Origin of the sequence: Sulfurimonas crateris (genome assembly GCF_005217605.1) — a bacterium.
Lineage (GTDB): Bacteria > Campylobacterota > Campylobacteria > Campylobacterales > Sulfurimonadaceae > Sulfurimonas > Sulfurimonas crateris.
In genome coordinates this window covers 202,425-218,207 of the sequence record NZ_SZPX01000007.1, presented here as the reverse complement: position 1 = coordinate 218,207, position 15,783 = coordinate 202,425, and the positions used below count along the sequence as shown (strand labels likewise).

Sequence of the window (15,783 nt, the reverse complement as noted above, 5' to 3'; positions counted from 1 at the left end):
TGGTTATATCTTTGTATTTGATCATCTGAGCATTTATACTTTTTAAATACTCAAATAATGAAACACATTATCTATGTCTATAAAAAATAGCTATTGGTTTAAGCTATTCTTTATAGGATGGTTTTATAAACTATCGTGTGTATAGTTATTTTGTTTTTCCATATCCATATGGATATGTATATGCTCGTCTCTGTTAAAGCCGAACTCCTCTTCGTTTGTAGTGTGTAAATATCCATGCAGCTGCATCAAAAGAAGCATAAAACCCGCGAACATCAATGCATGGTTGGATACTTTAGCATATTTCGTGAACGACTCTTTTTCTCTCCATAGTTTTAAAATAAAAAGCATACCGATAAGTGCAATGATCTGACCTATCTCAACACCTATGTTAAATGAGATTATCTCCAACAGCATACTCCAGCTCTGCTCACCAAGAGGCAGTTGCTGAAGTCTTGAAGAGAGTCCGAACCCGTGTATAAGACCAAACAGAAGTACCATCAGCATCAAATTAGGAGACTTTATTCCCAAATAACTCTCAAATCCTTTGTTGTTGTCAAACGCTTTATATATTACACTTAGTGCAATTACCGCGTCTATAAGGTAGTAATTTGCATTTATTCCCATAAATGTAGCCAATATCAGCGTGATACTGTGACCCAGTGTAAATATGGTTACGAACTTGATAATATCTTTGGTGTTACTTAGAAAAAAGACCACTCCAAAGAGAAACAACAGATGGTCATACCCTGACAACATATGGGTGGCACCCAGCCAAATATAACGAAGGTTTCCACCCTCTATCATAGCCTCTATATCAGCTTCTGACATACCGTGCGCATAAGCGGCACTCTTCAGAAGCAAAAAAGCCAATAATATAAAAAATATCTTCATTTTTTTCCTTGAATATTGTAATAATAAGATCTATTTAGGTAAAAAACTAAAGCTTTGGAGGGCGAAAAAGAGAATCTAGCATAGGATTTACGATATATGAAGTTACCTCTAAAAATGAGCTTTTTGAGATGATAAAGCTAAACGCGTAGCTCTCTTGAAAACCGGTATTAAAGTCCAAAAATGTCGCTATTGTATGAGAATGTCCGTGCTTGTGGATAGAGGCGCCGTGATAATGACTATGTTCATGCTCCATGCATTCATGCATAATTGTATCGGTATGCCCCTGCTCAAATGATGCCATTTTCGCATATACAGTGCCGCTCGTTAAATGCAAAGCGATCAAAATAATCATAATGTAACGCTTCATTCTGCTTTAACGCCTCTCTGTGTATTTAGGTGTGGATTATAGCACAAACCTAATATCTTCATCACTCAATTAATAAACTAAAACACTTTTTGTTTCAAGTTGCTGAGAGTTTCTTTTCTCTCCCAAACAGACTCTCAAAAGGGATTTTAAACTGCTCATGCAGATTTCTTATCATTGTCACTGTTAGCTCTCTTTGCCCGCTTAAAATCTTAGAGACTCTCGTTTCATCTCCGAGTGCGGCAGCTAAATCTTTTTGCTTGAGATTTTCTTGCTCCATTCTAAACTTGATGGCTGAAATAGGATCAGGTGCATCTATCTTGTAATGCTTTGTCTCATAAGCTTCAATAAGCGTTGTGAGCACTTCAAGCTCATCAAACTCTTCACTCTCCGGCACGGCATCCATAAGAACCTCGACTCTTTGAAGCGCGCTCTCATAATCTTGCTCGTTTTTGATAGGTTTTATATTCATCTTATATCTCCGCTGCATTGATTTTGTCATACTCTTTATGTGTACCGACAAATCTTATAAATATGATTGAAGCATAATAATTTATCTTAACAATCAATCTATATTTATTTCCATGTATATTAAACACGACTCTACTATCTCCAATAATACTTGCACTTTTATATTGAGCCTTTATCTCATTTGGAGTTTGCCAAGAAGCTTTTAACGCCTCGTGATACCAACTCTGTAGCGAAGACTTACTATCGCTATACAAAGGATTTTCATAAAATTGCTTCAATGTTTTATTGGAAATAATTCTCATGGGTTTATTGTACTCTGTTCTTGACAATACGTCAAGTTTTATATGTTGATGCTGATTTTTGGTTTCCAGTTTGTGGATTTTTATAACAAGTCGTAGCGCTTGTATGCATTCCCATCAGAAGATGATGGGAATGAGAAAGATACATGGGATTTTAGTATTTAATTATTGCTTACTGTTGCCTTTTCATAATTATTAATAAGTTCCAAGTTATAAACTTTAACCCATTTATGAAGAGATATTGCATCAAGTACCCACCAAATAAACATTGCAATTAATCCAACATAACCAACTACTATTATCATAGTAAAAAAACTTACTATTGTAATAATTAGCATAGTAACCGCATTACTTTTACCCATATAAAAACGATGTGCTCCAAAAAGTCCAAGAAACCACCATAATATATACGCCACCACAGGGTTCTTTTTCTGCTCTTCTAATCTCATCTGATCTACATTTATACTCATTAGGATCCTTTTATATTAAACTTTACTAATTATTATTATTTTTTATATTTTAGTCAAGAACAATGTGATAATTTTGTCATAATAATGTCTCATGTTACAATATGTATCTTAAAATAATTTTGCGTCAATATATATTAAATGCTGCTTTTGTATCAAAATATAAACAAGTAAAAAATATCTTTGCAATTTGCCATATTTTTAACATCATCCTAAAAATTTGTCTATACTGAGAGTATGAAAATACACATAGATATAGACTGCTTTTTTGTAAGTGCCGCACGCATTAAAGAGCCTTCGCTTGAGGGCAAGCCTGTCGCAATTGGCGGACGGAGTGATACTAAAATATTTAACAAAGATGCTAAAAAACAGACGGTAAACTTCGAGAACTCAGGTTCATTTGTGCCTACTTTTTACAAAGCGTATGAAGAAAAAGATGATGACATAGATGCTTTTAAAGATGAAGATGGGCGAGTTCGCGGCATACTTACCACTTCAAGCTATGAAGCTCGGTCCTACGGCATCAAGACTGCCATGAGCATAAGAGAGGCACTGACCCTCTGCCCGCATCTTATCATCAAAGCGCCAAATATGTCGCTCTATCAAAAACTATCGCATGAGCTTCACGACTTTTTGCAGACCAAGATACCGCTTGTGGAGCAGGCGAGCATAGATGAGTTTTACGGTGATCTTGGCGGCTGGATAGACGATAAGGATGTAGAAGATTTTATAAAAAATTTAAAAAACGAGATAAAAGAGGTAATAAAGCTTCCCGTATCCATCGGGGCAGCTCCAACCCGCTACATTGCCAAACTTGCCACTTCACACGCCAAGCCTTTTGGGTGCAGAGTCGTATACGCTGGCGAGCTGGACAGTTTTATAGAAAATATCCCTGTGGGAGAGTTTGCGGGCATTGGCAAAAGTATGAAAGCAAAACTAAAAAGTGCTCAAATACACACCCTAGGGGAGATAAAGAGAAGAAGAGGAACGTTAGAGTCGTGGGGACCTTACGCAAAAGAGCTCTACGCCAGAGTATGCGGCAAAAGCGATGATGAGATAAATACAAAACATATAAGAAAATCCATAGGAATATCCAGAACATTCGACCCTATCTATGACAGAGGGGAACTTAAGAGAAGGGTACACGTTCTAGCCCGCCATCTCAGCTTTGCCATCATGAAACTTCAGGTCATACCCACGGTCTTTCATCTCTCTATCGCCTACGAGATGAATCAAAAGTCGCACAAGAACATAACACTTTGCGAAATATTTACCGAAAAAAAATTTGACTCTCTGTGTCTTGAGCTCTTTAGCGAGGCGGACACATACAAAAGGCTTCAAGTCATACGCATAAGCATCAACTGCTCAAGCTTTACGAGAGAGTCAAGAAGGGAACTCTCGCTTATAAATTTTGCAGAAGAGCAAAAGATGCACAGACTTACCCAACATTCGCAAAATATAAGAGAAAAATACGGCATAGATATGTTGAAATGGGGAAGTGAATTATGATAGAATTAATCAATGATAAAAAACAGACTCTTAGAGCAGTTTCGCTCCTTTTACTCAAGAAACTATCCAGATGATATGGAGACGCAGATTGAGTACTTTTCAATCTTCGGCGGTCTTGGATGGGAGCTGGACACGACCAAAGAGATAGACTCTCTGGTGGAAGAGCTGATCCTGAACAACTTTGTATCTCTTAGAAAAAAGATAGAAGAGCTAACCTTGGCGGACAAGGGATGCCTTCGTCTTCTTCGTGCTTTGGCAGTGGGGGATCGAAAGATATTTTCGGCGTTTAACAGAGCGGGTCTCAACAACGCAAACGGCGGAAGCGCGCTCAACTTTTTAGAGCAAAAAGGGCTGATTCAGATAGAGTTCTCAAGAGAGGAGCCTGCGCGCTCACTCAATCCAAAGGGGAAACTAAAAAGAGAAGTGGCGAGATACAGAATCTCTCACAAAGTTCTCTTTACGCACCCATTTATAAGGTTTTGGTTCTACTTTATCGCCCCGCATGCAAGAGAGATCGAAGCTAACAAATATGACACTTTTTTTAAAGATTTTCACAAAAGAAGACACAGCTATACGAGTCTGGTTTTTGAAGAGCTATCCGAAGTTCTGCTCAACTACAATCTTAGAGACTCTCAGATACTTAGTTCGGGAAGTTATTGGGATGCAAATGTCGAGATAGATATACTCACCATAACAAAAGATGAGAAAATTTACGTGGCAGAGTGCAAATGGTCAAATCATAAAGTAAACAAAAGTGAGTGGCATAAACTCTTGGACAAGTGTCAAAAGCTCGGTATTGAACCTACTCAGGCAGTTATTTTTTCTAAAAGAGGTTTCTCAAAAGAGCTGCTTAGCCATCAGGGCAAAAAACTAGCCCTCTACAGCTCACAGGATTTTGAAGCACTTGTAAAGAGTGCGAAAAAAGAGGAGATAATAGATAACTTTTTCTAAACTTTCAGTGCAGAGTATGCCTCTTGGAGAAGCTGAAACTTCTGTGTGTAGTGCTCTACCATGTGCGGAGCCTCTTGTAGCACTTTGTCTGGATGGTACGCTTTTGCAAGTCTTTTATAGCTCTCTCTTAGAGCACTCTGACTAGCCCCGATAGGACACTGTAAAATTGCATAAAAATGATTTTTCTGCGCATCCTCTTCCTCTTTACAGAGACTCCCAAAACTGTACTTAGCAAAATCGCTGTAGAGCTTGCTCATAAAACGGTTGTTGTAGCTGTACCTGATCCGATAGTGCAGAACGTTGCGCTTGTCGAGAGCTCTCTCCAGCCTCGCTTTTGCTTTATAGTCGGAGACGTCAAGGACTAGAGATATATCCGTTCCTCTCTCTACATAAACTTCAAGCTGTGAACGAAGATAGCTCAGCACCCACGAGTTTGGATAATCAAGCGAGATAAGTACGGTATCACTGTTATAGGCGTAAAGATTGACCGCTATCTCTTGTGGCTCTTCTTGTCTGTTTAGTTCTATTCTGATTGGCTGGTTTCCAAATTTAAGGAGTGATCGAAGAAAAAATTCATGTGAAAAATCATGTTTTGTGGCGTGGTATTGGCTTAACTGGTTGATAAACCTATCTCGCTCTTGAGAGAGTATCTCGTTTCTAAATACCATTACCGCCTTTGGCAAAAAAAGCATACCTCTGGAGTGGTGATTTAAGAACTCTTTCATCCACTGAGTGTTTAATGTATCAAAGTCTGTAGTGACTAAAATAAGATTGTCTCTTAGCACTATCTCCATCAACTTAACCTTTTTTGGACTGTTTTGCTTCATATTTGTAGCAAAAACAGTTCCAAATCAGCAGATGTTTTTATACATCTGTGGACGTCTGTCTCTTATGAGACCCCAGTAGTGTCTCTGCTTCTGATTCTCCTCTATATCGAACTCGGCGTAGAGGATTTCCTCTTTGTCTCTTGAGGCTTCAGCGATCTTTGCACCCGTATAGTCAGTTATAAACGATGAGCCGTAAAAATTGAGGCTGCAAGTCTCGCCCTTCTCTTCACCAATTCTGTTTGCAACTACCACGGGAACCGTGTTTGTAGCCGCATGTCCCATCTGGACTCTCTGCCAATGCTCTTTTGAATCAAGGTGTATCTCGGGCTCGCTTCCGATCGCCGTCGGGTAGAAGATGATCTCCGCGCCCATAAGCGTCAAAGCTCTCGCAGTCTCGCAAAACCACTGATCCCAGCAGATGCCAACACCTATCTTTGCATAAGCAGTATCGTAGACCTTAAAGCCGGTATTACCCGGTTTAAAGTAGAACTTCTCCTCATATCCGGGACCATCTGGAATATGCGTTTTGCGGTAGTTCTCCATTAGAGTGCCATCCGCATCTGCAACAACAAGAGAGTTAAAGTAACCCTCATCGCTCTTCTCGAAATAGCTTATCAGAATAACCGCTTTAAGCTCTTTTGCCAAAGCGGCAAATCTCTCTATAAGCTTGTTGCCTTCTCTTGGAGCCGCCCATGAGAAGTACTTCTCGTCCATATCTTTGCAGAAGTAGTACCCCTCGAAGAGTTCCGGAAGAAGAATTATTTGAGCACCGTTCGCGGCCGCTTCTCTTGCCAATCTCTCGGCTTTATCTATGTTTGAAGCTTTATCTTCACTCATCTGCATCTGAACAGCACTGACCTTAACCATCTTCTACCTCACTAAACGCTTTTAGCTTTTTCCATCTTTTTTCGCTCGAACTTCATCTTATCCTGAAACTGCTTGCTTCTATCTTTTGCAAAAAGCTGCATATCTTCGATCTCATCCATCTCATCAACTATCTCGACACCAAGAAGAGTCTCTATGGCATCTTCAAGAGTAACGACTCCTACGGTCTGCCCGTAACTGTCATAAACTATAAAAAGGTGAGTCTTACGCTTTACGAACTGATCAATTAAATTTGGAACAGGAATATTTTCAGAGACCATATGCACTTCATGTGAAATACTCTCTAAAGTAACACTGTCGTTATCCTCATTGCTCTCTTCAAGAATTCTTTGGCTAAAGACAATACCTACGACATCGTCAAGCGTCTCTCTGTAGATAGGGATACGGGAGTGGATATACATCCTGTCATCTTCTACGGCTTCTTCGATTTTTGTTTCTGCCGGTAGAGAAAAAACAACACTTCTTGGTGTCATAATATCTTTTGCTTTTATATTTTTAAGCTTCAGGAGGTTCTCTATGAGATCACTCTCTTTGCTAAGGATCGCCCCTTCCCTCTCGCCCATTGCAACGACTGCCATGATCTCATCACGTGAAAAATTGCTTTGATGTTTTTTGTTTCTTGAAATGTAGTTGGTCAAAAATGATGAAAACCATGTAAAAGGCGCACTTATCGTCATCATGAACGAGATGATGTACGCTGATGGAACCAGTAGCTTTTTCCAGTGAAGCGCACCTATAGTCTTTGGAATGATCTCTGAAAAGTATAAGATCAGAAGTGTTATAACAAATGCGACCAGCGCTTGCCACTCCTCTCCAAAGAGGATCTGTGCTTGAGCTCCAACACCGGCAGCCCCCATCGTATGTGCAAACGTATTGACCGTTAAAATAGATGATATAGGTTTGTCGATATTTGACTTTAACCCTTTTAGCTTATTTACTAGGTTTTCATTATGGTCTTTTGACAGGCTCTCTATATAGGAGTTTGTACTTGAGAGTAAAACCGCCTCCAAAATCGAGCAGAGAAACGATACTAAAATTGCAAGTGATAGATAGGTAATGAGCAGAGTCATAGAACTGCTCCCATAAGAACGTGGGTTAAACTACGCGAGGCCGGGTCGCTTTGGGTCATTTAAAATTTCCTTTAATTTTTTAATGGGCATTATAGCACATTATAGTTACTACCTGTTTAAAAAAGATTAGCTTATACTTAAGTAGAAGCAAATCAACAATGTACTGCAAGCCAGACAGTCTCTTCTTCGGGCTTTGTCCAAGAGACTCTGTGCTTTTTGTGTGCGGGAATATTTATATAATCTCCCGCTTGCAATCTTACGTCATCCTCATTTAAAAAAGATATTACCGCTTCACCTTTAAGCACTATCACCCACTCGTCTCTTCTTTGGTCATACCACTCAAGCTCGGGAGTTGTATGACCATAAGAGACTATTCTCTCTATTTTTACTCCCTCTTTTGAGAACAACTCTTCAAAAAACTCTTTATCCGTAGGCTTTGGGCTATTTTCAAATATATTTTTAGTCATAAAAGCATGCGCTCACGTATCCTACGACTCTATCCGTATCTCCGCTTGCATCTGCACTTGTACTGTAGTCAAGCAGCTCCGCCTTCAAGCCTAATTTTTTGGCACTTATAAGAACTGCTTCGACGCCTATTTTTCCGCACGCCTCGCATCCGCTATGAAGTTTCTCGGCATCTAGATTCTCGATAGCTTCAAGACAGATATTGTCAAGTCTTGTAGCATTGCTAAGAGAGTGAAAATGACTAAGATCCGTGCTTATAACAACTCCGCACTCTGGTTGTGCCAAAAGATAATCAATGATCTTAGAGAGCTCTGCAGCATCTGCGTATGAGTAGACTATCTCGACTATCTCGGCATCTTCGATATAATGTTTTATGAACGGAAACTGCACTTCGGTACTGTGTTCCTGATGAGCCTCCAAGACGCACGGAAGATTAAATTTATCTTTTAAAGCCTGATTCAGTGAAATTGAACCATCTATATCTCCAAACGGTGTCTCATATGAGCCGAAATCGCAAAGAGACGCCCCTTCAAAACCGACCTTATGTGAAGGTCCGATGACTGCAAATCTTTTTACACCGCTTTGACGTAAAACTCTATATGCTACATTTGCGCTGTAGCCCGAGTATATATATCCTGCATGAGGAACTATCACGACTCTTGAATTTAACTGCGGCAGACTCTTGGCTTCATCATAAACTGCACTGAAGTGTTCAAAATATCTCTCTATCTCAATAGCTCTTCCGGGATAAAAAGCACCGCTTACGCTCATCTTTCTCTTCATAGTAAACTCCTGCTGCTACTCTAACGGAGGAATCTTCTCAAAATCCTCATTTATCGCCTGAACCCTGTATTTGTATATATCAGGATGCTTCTCGTACACCATAGGGCTTAGTCCTGCTTTCATACTTAGATGCTCTAAAAATATCTTAGGGGATTTTAGCTCCCTCCAAACCTGAGGCAGAAATGTTCCCTGATACCCATCAAACTTAAAGATAAGACCGTCTAACTGAGGTTCGACCTTTGTAAGCAGATCATCAAAATCTTCATACTCTATCATCTCAGGCTTGCTTAGAACCGATACTTCAATATTTATATGAGAGAGCTCTTTTTCACTTAGCGGATGAAATCTTGGATCATGGAATGCGGCAGATTTTGCATTTTGAAAAATATCCTCATAACGGGAACGATTGGGGACAAGAGAACCTATACATCCCCTTAGATGATGATCGTACTCAAGTGTTACGAATGTTGCAGCCTCTATCTTTAAAAAAGGATATTTCTCAAACAACTTCTCTTTGTCAAACGTATACGCATTGCTAAACTCTTCAAGTATCGCATGTTTTGCGATTTGCAATAAAACAGGATCTATCATTAAAGCTCCTACTAATAAATCTCATATAATTTAACCAATCGTTCATTTTACAACTTTAAACTTTATGAAATAATAAACATCTCTTTTATATTAACCAACTATCTCTCTTAATGCATCCTCAAATTTTTCATAATGAAACTCAAAACCGTTCTCTTTGAGCTTTGTAGGGTAGACCTCTTTTGAATCAAGAACAACATGAGCGCCCTCTCCAAAGATCAGCTTTATTAAAAAGGCCGGTACGCTAAAAAATGTAGGACGCCTTAACACCTTGCCTAAAATTTTTGTCTGTTCAATGTTTGAGAGAGGATAAGGAGCAGAAAAATTTACAGAACCGATGATAGCAGGAGTTCTTATAATAAACTCTACCGCTCTGAGCAGGTCTTCTATGTGTATCCACGAGACCATCTGCTCTCCATCTCCGAGCTTTCCTCCTACTCCCATCTTAAAGGGAGGCAGTATCTTAGACATCGCTCCGCCCTCTTTTGAAAAAATAACGCCAAACCTCATCTCTACGACTCTGACATCAAATTCTTTGGCTTTTTGTGCTTCTGCTTCCCACTCCAAGCACAGAGCGGAGAGAAAATCATCAGCATAATTCTGCGAGTCATCGTTATGTGGAGTATTTGACTTATATATCCCAACTGCCGAAGCGCTCAAAAAAAGTTTTGGTCTCTCTTTACAAATAGCAATGGCATCAACCAATTTTTTTGTGGTCTCAATGCGGCTGCTGCGAAGCTCTTTTTTATAACTCTCACTCCAAGGAGCCAAGATGGTAGTACCGCTTAGGTTTATAAGTACATCACACTTCTCAAGCTGCTTGGCTATACCCTCTACGGAACTATCTTCACGTACTCTCAAGCCAACTATGTCATTATGTTCAGGGTTGAAGAACTCTTCAAGTTTTGAGCCTACTAAACCGCTTTTACCGCAAATAACTATCTTAAGCCTGTTACCAATCGCCATCAAAAACTCCTTGAGATCACATCTTGCTCTGATTATATGTATAAGTTGATAAAAAAGTCCTTATTCCAAACTCTGATATTATAACTCTAAAAGTACGGTATCTCTTCTTGTTGCTTCAAACTTCTTGCATCCGCTCTCAAAAGCTCCGCTCTCACCAATTAGGATACATCTGTGTTTTGCTCTTGTTACTGCGGTGTAGATAAGCTTTGTATTGTGCATGATGTAGTGTGAAAAACTCATAGGAATTATGACTATATCATACTCCATCCCTTGGACTTTATGGATGGTCAGCGCATAAGAGAGCATCAGATGAGACTTTAACTCCTCATACTCATAAACGACTACTACATCCTCGTTTGGATAAAACACGAACGCCTGTTCATCCTCCTCTTCTATCTTAAAAAGAAGTCCGCTCATCCCGTTAAATATGCGCCTCTGAGCCGAATCTTCGCCGTTTTTATACCCCTCGCCGCTCCAAGATGTCATATTCTCGTTTTTGGTGTGAACTACCTTGTCCATAAGTCTGAACTCCACACCGCCCTTTTTCACGCATTTTTTTGGGTTTGGATTGAAATAGTCCTGCAAAACTGTGTTTAAGTTGTTTACACCCAGAGTTCCACCCTTCATCGGAGTTATGACCTGAAAATAGTTCAGATACTCTTTTATCTGCTTGTTGTTTAGTCTGTACCTTGCCTTCTCAATCGACTCCACAACTTTGTGGGCAATCTCGGCAACAATCTGCAATGAGTTCTCCTCTCTCAAATCCTGCAGCTCTTTTTGGGAGAGCTGATTTTTGCGGGCATAATAGTTCTCTATATTTACATCTATAAACTCAAAATCTTCGTAGCTTTTTCTATACTCAGGCACGCTGCCTATTCGTATATCGTTTGCTATAACTGTTAAAGCTTTATCTTCGCTCTGTCTGTATATCTTTGTAAGTTTCACTATAGGTGCCAGCTCTAACGTCAAAACATCGCTTAGAACATTTCCCGCACCGATGGGAGGAAGCTGCGCGTCATCTCCAACGATGATCAGAGTGGCGTTTTTGTTGATTTTTGAGACAAGTCTTGCAAAAAGGGAGGAGTTTATCATAGAGGCTTCATCTATCAAAACAACCGAGTATGGGAAATCATCTCTATCTTCAAACTTAACCAGTAAACTTTGGATGGTCGCACTCTCATAACCGGTCGTATCTGCAATGCGTTGGGATGCTATGCCGCTTAGAGCACAGGTCATTATCTCTTTTTTGTCATATTTTGTGTTTAGCAGCTCAAGTATGGTTCTGGATGTCGTGCTTTTTCCCGTTCCCGCATAACCGACCAAAAAGAGTATGGACGCACCATCGTTTATCTTCTTTACCGCCTCTTTTTGCTGCTCTCCAAGACGCAGCTCTTTATCTTTTAAAAACTCGTCCAAATCTTTTACAAAGCCGCCGTTGTCCAACTTTGCTCTTCTCTTAAACTCATCGTAGAGAAACTTCTCCGAATCGTAAAGACGGGCTGGAGAGACGCGGTTGTTTTTCATCAAAACGATGCTCCCCTCGCTTACCCTCTCGATCAAAATCGCCTCATAGAGATGGTTCTTGCCGCTAAAGAGCAGAAGAGAGTCGAGTTCGCTAAAAAGTATCTCTTTTGCCACGCAGGAGTTGCCCTGCTGTTCGCAGTAGTTGAGCAGAACATAATCCATCGCCGAGCCTATACGGTTTTCGTCGTTTGGATTCACTCCCATCTTAAGAGCTAGCTCATCTGCACGTTTGAAACCTATGGAGTTTATGGAGGTTAAGATGTAGGGGTTGTTTTTTATTTTTGCACAAGGATCATCAACGTCGCGCATAGCCGTTGCAATTGTGGTCAGAAGTGCGGGAGATACGTCATAAGGGCTTAAAAACTCCCCTATCTCCCGCATGGAGCGAAACTTTTTCCAGCTCTCTTGTATCTTTTTTAGCCGCTTCTCTTTTATGCCGCTAAACTCCAAAAGACGCTCTATGTCGTTGTCTAAGACCTCGACAAGTCCCTCGCTTCCAAAATGCTCTATTAGCTCGGCTGATAGTTTTTTCGTAAATCCTTTTACTATCTTATTGAGAAAGAAAAAGAGCTCATTTTGATTTACTTTTATCTGCTCGAACTTAAAGGTCTTACCATATTTTCTATGCTCTTCCCAGTGCCCCCTTAGAGTGATCGCGCTCCCTTTTAGGTGTGAGACCGCACTCTCATAGTATGAGCCGCTTATCTTCTCACCGCTCTTTAAAACAGCTATAAAAAAAGCCTCCTCTTCAAAAAGGATCTTGTCAATTTGACCTAGCAGGGTTTCGTTCAAAAACTAAGCCTTAACCCTCTTGTTCCTATCTTCTTCTTGAGCCTTGTAAAGCTCTGCGCATCCACGTGAGAGTTCGCGGATTTTTAGTATGTAGTTTTGTCTCTCAGTCTGGCTTATAGCTTTTCTGGCATCCAGGACGTTAAAGGTGTTTGCCGCCATCATGCATAGGTCGTATGCGGGAAGAGGAAGCCCTGCATCTAGCGCTTTTAGGCACTCATCGCTTTTTGCGTTAAACTCGGCAAAGAGCATCTCCGTGTCTGCTACTTCAAAGTTGTACTTGCTAAACTCTATCTCCGCCTCTTTGTGAACATCGCGGTATAGCGTTTTTCCATGCTCATTCTCGCCCCAGACAATGTCAAAGACAGTATCAACACCCTGCAGGTACATCGCAAGTCTCTCCGTTCCGTATGTTATCTCGACTGCGACGGGAGAGCACTCTATGCCGCCTACCTGCTGAAAGTAAGTAAACTGCGTTACTTCCATGCCGTTTAGCCAAACTTCCCAGCCAAGTCCCCATGCGCCCAGTGTCGGTGACTCCCAGTTGTCCTCGACAAAGCGGATATCATGGTTCTTTACATCAAGTCCAAGGTACTCCAACGATTTTAAGTAAAGCTCTTGAATGTTGTCGGGTGACGGTTTAATAAGTGCTTGAAACTGGTAGTAGCTCCCCAAGCGGTTCGGGTTCTCTCCGTATCTTCCGTCTGTCGGGCGGCGAGATGGTGCCACATAAGCAACCGACCATGGAGTTGAGTCAAGTGAGCGTAAAAATGTAGCCGGATGAAATGTTCCCGCACCCGCAGGGATGTCGTAGGGCTGAACAATATTGCACCCCTGCTTCATCCAGAATTCTTGTAGTTTTAGTAACATCTCGCTAAAAGTTATCATGAAAGCCTCTTATAAATAATTGCGCAATTATAACAAAGCAATACTTTAATTTAAAATTCTAAACAATAAGACGAACTCTTTATTTGTTTAGTTTATTTTAAAAATTATCTAATACAATACATTAATCCAACAAAAAGAAGAGTCCATGAAACGTCTATTTTTTATATTGTCAGTTATCATTACATCCATTCAGGCCGAAGAGTATAAAGCTGTTTTTAACTGCAACGCAAACGATATGCAGTATGTTGCCAGCCGTATGGTGCTTGTTGAGAGAACTATGGATATGATCGAGGAAAAAGGAGACACTCCGAAGTTTGCCGTTACAATTCATGGAGGGTGTGCTCCTATCGTTTCTAAAAATTATGATGAGATAATTCTAGATGAGAAAGATCTAAGCTCCATTGAACTCTCTCAAAAGCAGCTTATAAAATTGGCAGACAGAGGCGTTGAGATAGTCGTTTGTGCCATGAGCCTAAACGCAAATACGATCCCAAAAGAGGATGTTATAGAGTCTGTAAAAATATCACCAAACAGTTTTCTAGAGACGATACACTATCAAAACAGCGGTTATGCTCTGATGGTGTTTGAGTGACTTTAATCCATTTTACAGACTATATCACCGACCTCTTTTTTTAGAGAGGCGGCGACAACTCCGCACTTTATCTTGAGTAGAAAGCAGATGCCCTCTCTGTGTGAGGGGCTCATACATTCATAATTTCCCATCCCTTTGCTTATAACCATATCGACGCTGTCAAAAAGCTCTCTTGAGTAGTCGTTTGCTCGGTTATATGTAAACCCGGGAGTGTTCACACCGCTGTCAACCACTTCGCATATCTTCTCAAATCCAGCCTCTTTAGCCTCTTTAATTGTTACGTCGTTTATTATCGGATTGCCTCTGACCATATAGTAAAATTTACTGCCTGGGTAGAGCTCACTTAATGTCTCGATGAGCATATAGTCAAAAATATGCTCTCCGACATTGTCGCCGACGATTAAAACGCTCTTTGCACTGCTTAGCTTCTGTGCAAAAACAGAGAAATCATCATATCCAAACTCGGTATGAAATATCTTCTCAAGCTCCTCTTGCAGGTCAAACTCTACCTCTGCGGCAAGGTCTATGACATTTCCCGCTATTGCAATTTTTGTGGCGGTCAATAGTTTATTATTTGAATTTGAGAGCTCTTTTTTTAAAAGCGGAACGAAAGAGAGCGCTTTTTTTGTGGATAACTCTTTTACCTCGTCATAAAGGTCTGTTTTATTGGCAATTTGAGCCATTTTTTCATAGACATAGGAGGCAATTTCGGGAGGGGTATCATCATAAGAAAAACTCTCGCTCATCTTGGTAACAGTAGATGTTAACTCATCTGCAAGGGAGGAAGAGGCGTGAATAGCATTTGCAACTTTAACGCTCTGGTTAATTATACAGCCTACACAGGCTTCATCAATAGTCATATTTTATAAACCTTTTATTTCTCAAAACTTCGTTTTGTAGCTTTAGGGGGTTGTAGGGACTTTAGTCCCTGCCGTTATAATGGGCTTTGCTCATTATAGACTATCATGTAGTATGCTCTTCGATAGCTTTATTCCACATAAGTTTATATTTTCTTCTCATAAACTCAACTTCTTGCTGTGAAAGTTTTAGCTGCTCTTGAAGCGTGTGTATCGTTTTTCTGTCTTCATCATAAAGCTCTTGCAAAGAGGCAAGCGCCTCTCTTAAGAACTCATTCTCGACTCTTACTGCCGCAAGAGTCTCATCTTTTGCGTCAAGCACCTTTTCGTGAAGATTGATAATGGTACCTATCGTCTTCTCGACAAACTGGGGCTGTACTACCATCTCTTTTGTGTTGTGCGAAGAGAGCTCTTTTAACTGTACGGGAACTACTTCCCCCGCACCTTTTGAGGGATCGATATATCTCACCCCCTCTTCTACTTTTATGGTAAGCTTGCCTCTGTCTGCCAAATCGTCGATCGCCGATATATCAAGACCGGTAAGTTCCATATACTCTTCATCGCTCATCCACTTCATACGTGTGCCCCTGTTACAAA

At 40.4% G+C, this 15,783-nt stretch carries 19 protein-coding genes; 3 read left to right on the top strand and 16 right to left on the bottom strand.

Annotation, left to right across the window (positions count from 1 at the left end; genetic code table 11):
* Positions 1-123: 123 nt before the first annotated feature.
* The 5 genes from FCU45_RS10220 to FCU45_RS10200 form a co-directional block, all read right to left on the bottom strand.
* Positions 124-891: a HupE/UreJ family protein gene (locus FCU45_RS10220; protein WP_137014925.1), complete on the bottom strand. Its 768-nt coding sequence runs from the start codon at positions 889-891 to the stop codon at positions 124-126.
* 46 nt (positions 892-937) lie between these two features.
* Positions 938-1,258 (bottom strand): hypothetical protein, encoded by a 321-nt coding sequence (locus FCU45_RS10215; RefSeq protein WP_137014923.1) that lies wholly within the window; start codon positions 1,256-1,258, stop codon positions 938-940.
* 94 nt (positions 1,259-1,352) lie between these two features.
* Positions 1,353-1,727, bottom strand: coding sequence for a helix-turn-helix domain-containing protein (locus FCU45_RS10210; protein ID WP_137014921.1), 375 nt, complete (start codon positions 1,725-1,727; stop codon positions 1,353-1,355).
* A 1-nt stretch (position 1,728) separates the two neighbouring features.
* Positions 1,729-2,028, bottom strand: a complete 300-nt coding sequence (locus FCU45_RS10205; RefSeq protein WP_137014919.1) for a type II toxin-antitoxin system HigB family toxin — start codon at positions 2,026-2,028, stop codon at positions 1,729-1,731.
* A 158-nt stretch (positions 2,029-2,186) separates the two neighbouring features.
* The gene (locus FCU45_RS10200) at positions 2,187-2,495 is read right to left on the bottom strand and encodes a TM2 domain-containing protein (RefSeq protein ID WP_137014917.1); all 309 of its coding nucleotides are present in this window, start codon (positions 2,493-2,495) and stop codon (positions 2,187-2,189) included.
* A 234-nt stretch (positions 2,496-2,729) separates the two neighbouring features.
* On the opposite strand from FCU45_RS10200, the gene FCU45_RS10195 reads away from it, so the two are divergent.
* Together FCU45_RS10195 and FCU45_RS10190 are read left to right on the top strand one after the other, a co-directional pair.
* Positions 2,730-4,001 (top strand): Y-family DNA polymerase, encoded by a 1,272-nt coding sequence (locus tag FCU45_RS10195; RefSeq protein ID WP_137014915.1) that lies wholly within the window; start codon positions 2,730-2,732, stop codon positions 3,999-4,001.
* A 12-nt stretch (positions 4,002-4,013) separates the two neighbouring features.
* Positions 4,014-4,952: a DUF234 domain-containing protein gene (locus tag FCU45_RS10190; RefSeq protein ID WP_137014913.1), complete on the top strand. Its 939-nt coding sequence runs from the start codon at positions 4,014-4,016 to the stop codon at positions 4,950-4,952.
* Here the strand turns inward: FCU45_RS10190 and FCU45_RS10185 are convergent.
* The 9 genes from FCU45_RS10185 to glyQ all read right to left on the bottom strand — a co-directional run bounded on the left by FCU45_RS10185 (position 4,949) and on the right by glyQ (position 13,737).
* Positions 4,949-5,746, bottom strand: coding sequence for a J domain-containing protein (locus FCU45_RS10185; RefSeq protein ID WP_137014911.1), 798 nt, complete (start codon positions 5,744-5,746; stop codon positions 4,949-4,951). The genes FCU45_RS10190 and FCU45_RS10185 overlap by 4 nt on opposite strands.
* Positions 5,747-5,803: 57 nt before the next feature.
* Complete coding sequence (aguB, locus tag FCU45_RS10180; RefSeq protein ID WP_137014909.1) at positions 5,804-6,646, bottom strand: N-carbamoylputrescine amidase; 843 nt, start codon at positions 6,644-6,646, stop codon at positions 5,804-5,806.
* 11 nt (positions 6,647-6,657) lie between these two features.
* Positions 6,658-7,734 carry a CNNM domain-containing protein gene (locus FCU45_RS10175; protein ID WP_137014908.1) on the bottom strand — a complete coding sequence of 359 codons (1,077 nt, stop codon included), beginning with the start codon at positions 7,732-7,734 and terminating at the stop codon, positions 6,658-6,660.
* 152 nt (positions 7,735-7,886) lie between these two features.
* Positions 7,887-8,201 (bottom strand): cupin domain-containing protein, encoded by a 315-nt coding sequence (locus FCU45_RS10170; RefSeq protein ID WP_137014906.1) that lies wholly within the window; start codon positions 8,199-8,201, stop codon positions 7,887-7,889.
* The gene (gene amrB, locus FCU45_RS10165; RefSeq protein WP_137014904.1) at positions 8,194-8,982 is read right to left on the bottom strand and encodes an AmmeMemoRadiSam system protein B; all 789 of its coding nucleotides are present in this window, start codon (positions 8,980-8,982) and stop codon (positions 8,194-8,196) included. The genes FCU45_RS10170 and amrB overlap by 8 nt, the downstream gene beginning before the upstream one ends.
* Positions 8,983-8,997: 15 nt before the next feature.
* On the bottom strand, positions 8,998-9,573 hold the full coding sequence (gene amrA, locus FCU45_RS10160; protein ID WP_137014902.1) for an AmmeMemoRadiSam system protein A: 576 nt from the start codon (positions 9,571-9,573) through the stop codon (positions 8,998-9,000).
* Positions 9,574-9,663: 90 nt separating this feature from the next.
* Positions 9,664-10,536, bottom strand: a complete 873-nt coding sequence (locus tag FCU45_RS10155) for a TIGR01777 family oxidoreductase (RefSeq protein ID WP_137014900.1) — start codon at positions 10,534-10,536, stop codon at positions 9,664-9,666.
* 78 nt (positions 10,537-10,614) lie between these two features.
* Entirely contained in the window at positions 10,615-12,852 is a 2,238-nt protein-coding gene (locus FCU45_RS10150; RefSeq protein ID WP_137014898.1) for an AAA family ATPase, read from the bottom strand.
* A 3-nt stretch (positions 12,853-12,855) separates the two neighbouring features.
* Entirely contained in the window at positions 12,856-13,737 is an 882-nt protein-coding gene (gene glyQ / locus FCU45_RS10145) for a glycine--tRNA ligase subunit alpha (RefSeq protein ID WP_137014896.1), read from the bottom strand.
* 145 nt (positions 13,738-13,882) lie between these two features.
* On the opposite strand from glyQ, the gene FCU45_RS10140 reads away from it, so the two are divergent.
* Positions 13,883-14,329 (top strand): DsrE family protein, encoded by a 447-nt coding sequence (locus tag FCU45_RS10140; RefSeq protein WP_137014894.1) that lies wholly within the window; start codon positions 13,883-13,885, stop codon positions 14,327-14,329.
* 2 nt (positions 14,330-14,331) lie between these two features.
* Here FCU45_RS10140 and FCU45_RS10135 read toward each other — a convergent pair whose 3' ends face one another.
* The gene (locus FCU45_RS10135) at positions 14,332-15,189 is read right to left on the bottom strand and encodes a damage-control phosphatase ARMT1 family protein (RefSeq protein WP_137014892.1); all 858 of its coding nucleotides are present in this window, start codon (positions 15,187-15,189) and stop codon (positions 14,332-14,334) included.
* A gap of 103 nt (positions 15,190-15,292) precedes the next feature.
* Positions 15,293-15,763, bottom strand: a complete 471-nt coding sequence (locus FCU45_RS10130; RefSeq protein WP_137014890.1) for a DUF3972 domain-containing protein — start codon at positions 15,761-15,763, stop codon at positions 15,293-15,295.
* Between the last annotated feature and the right edge of the window lie 20 nt (positions 15,764-15,783).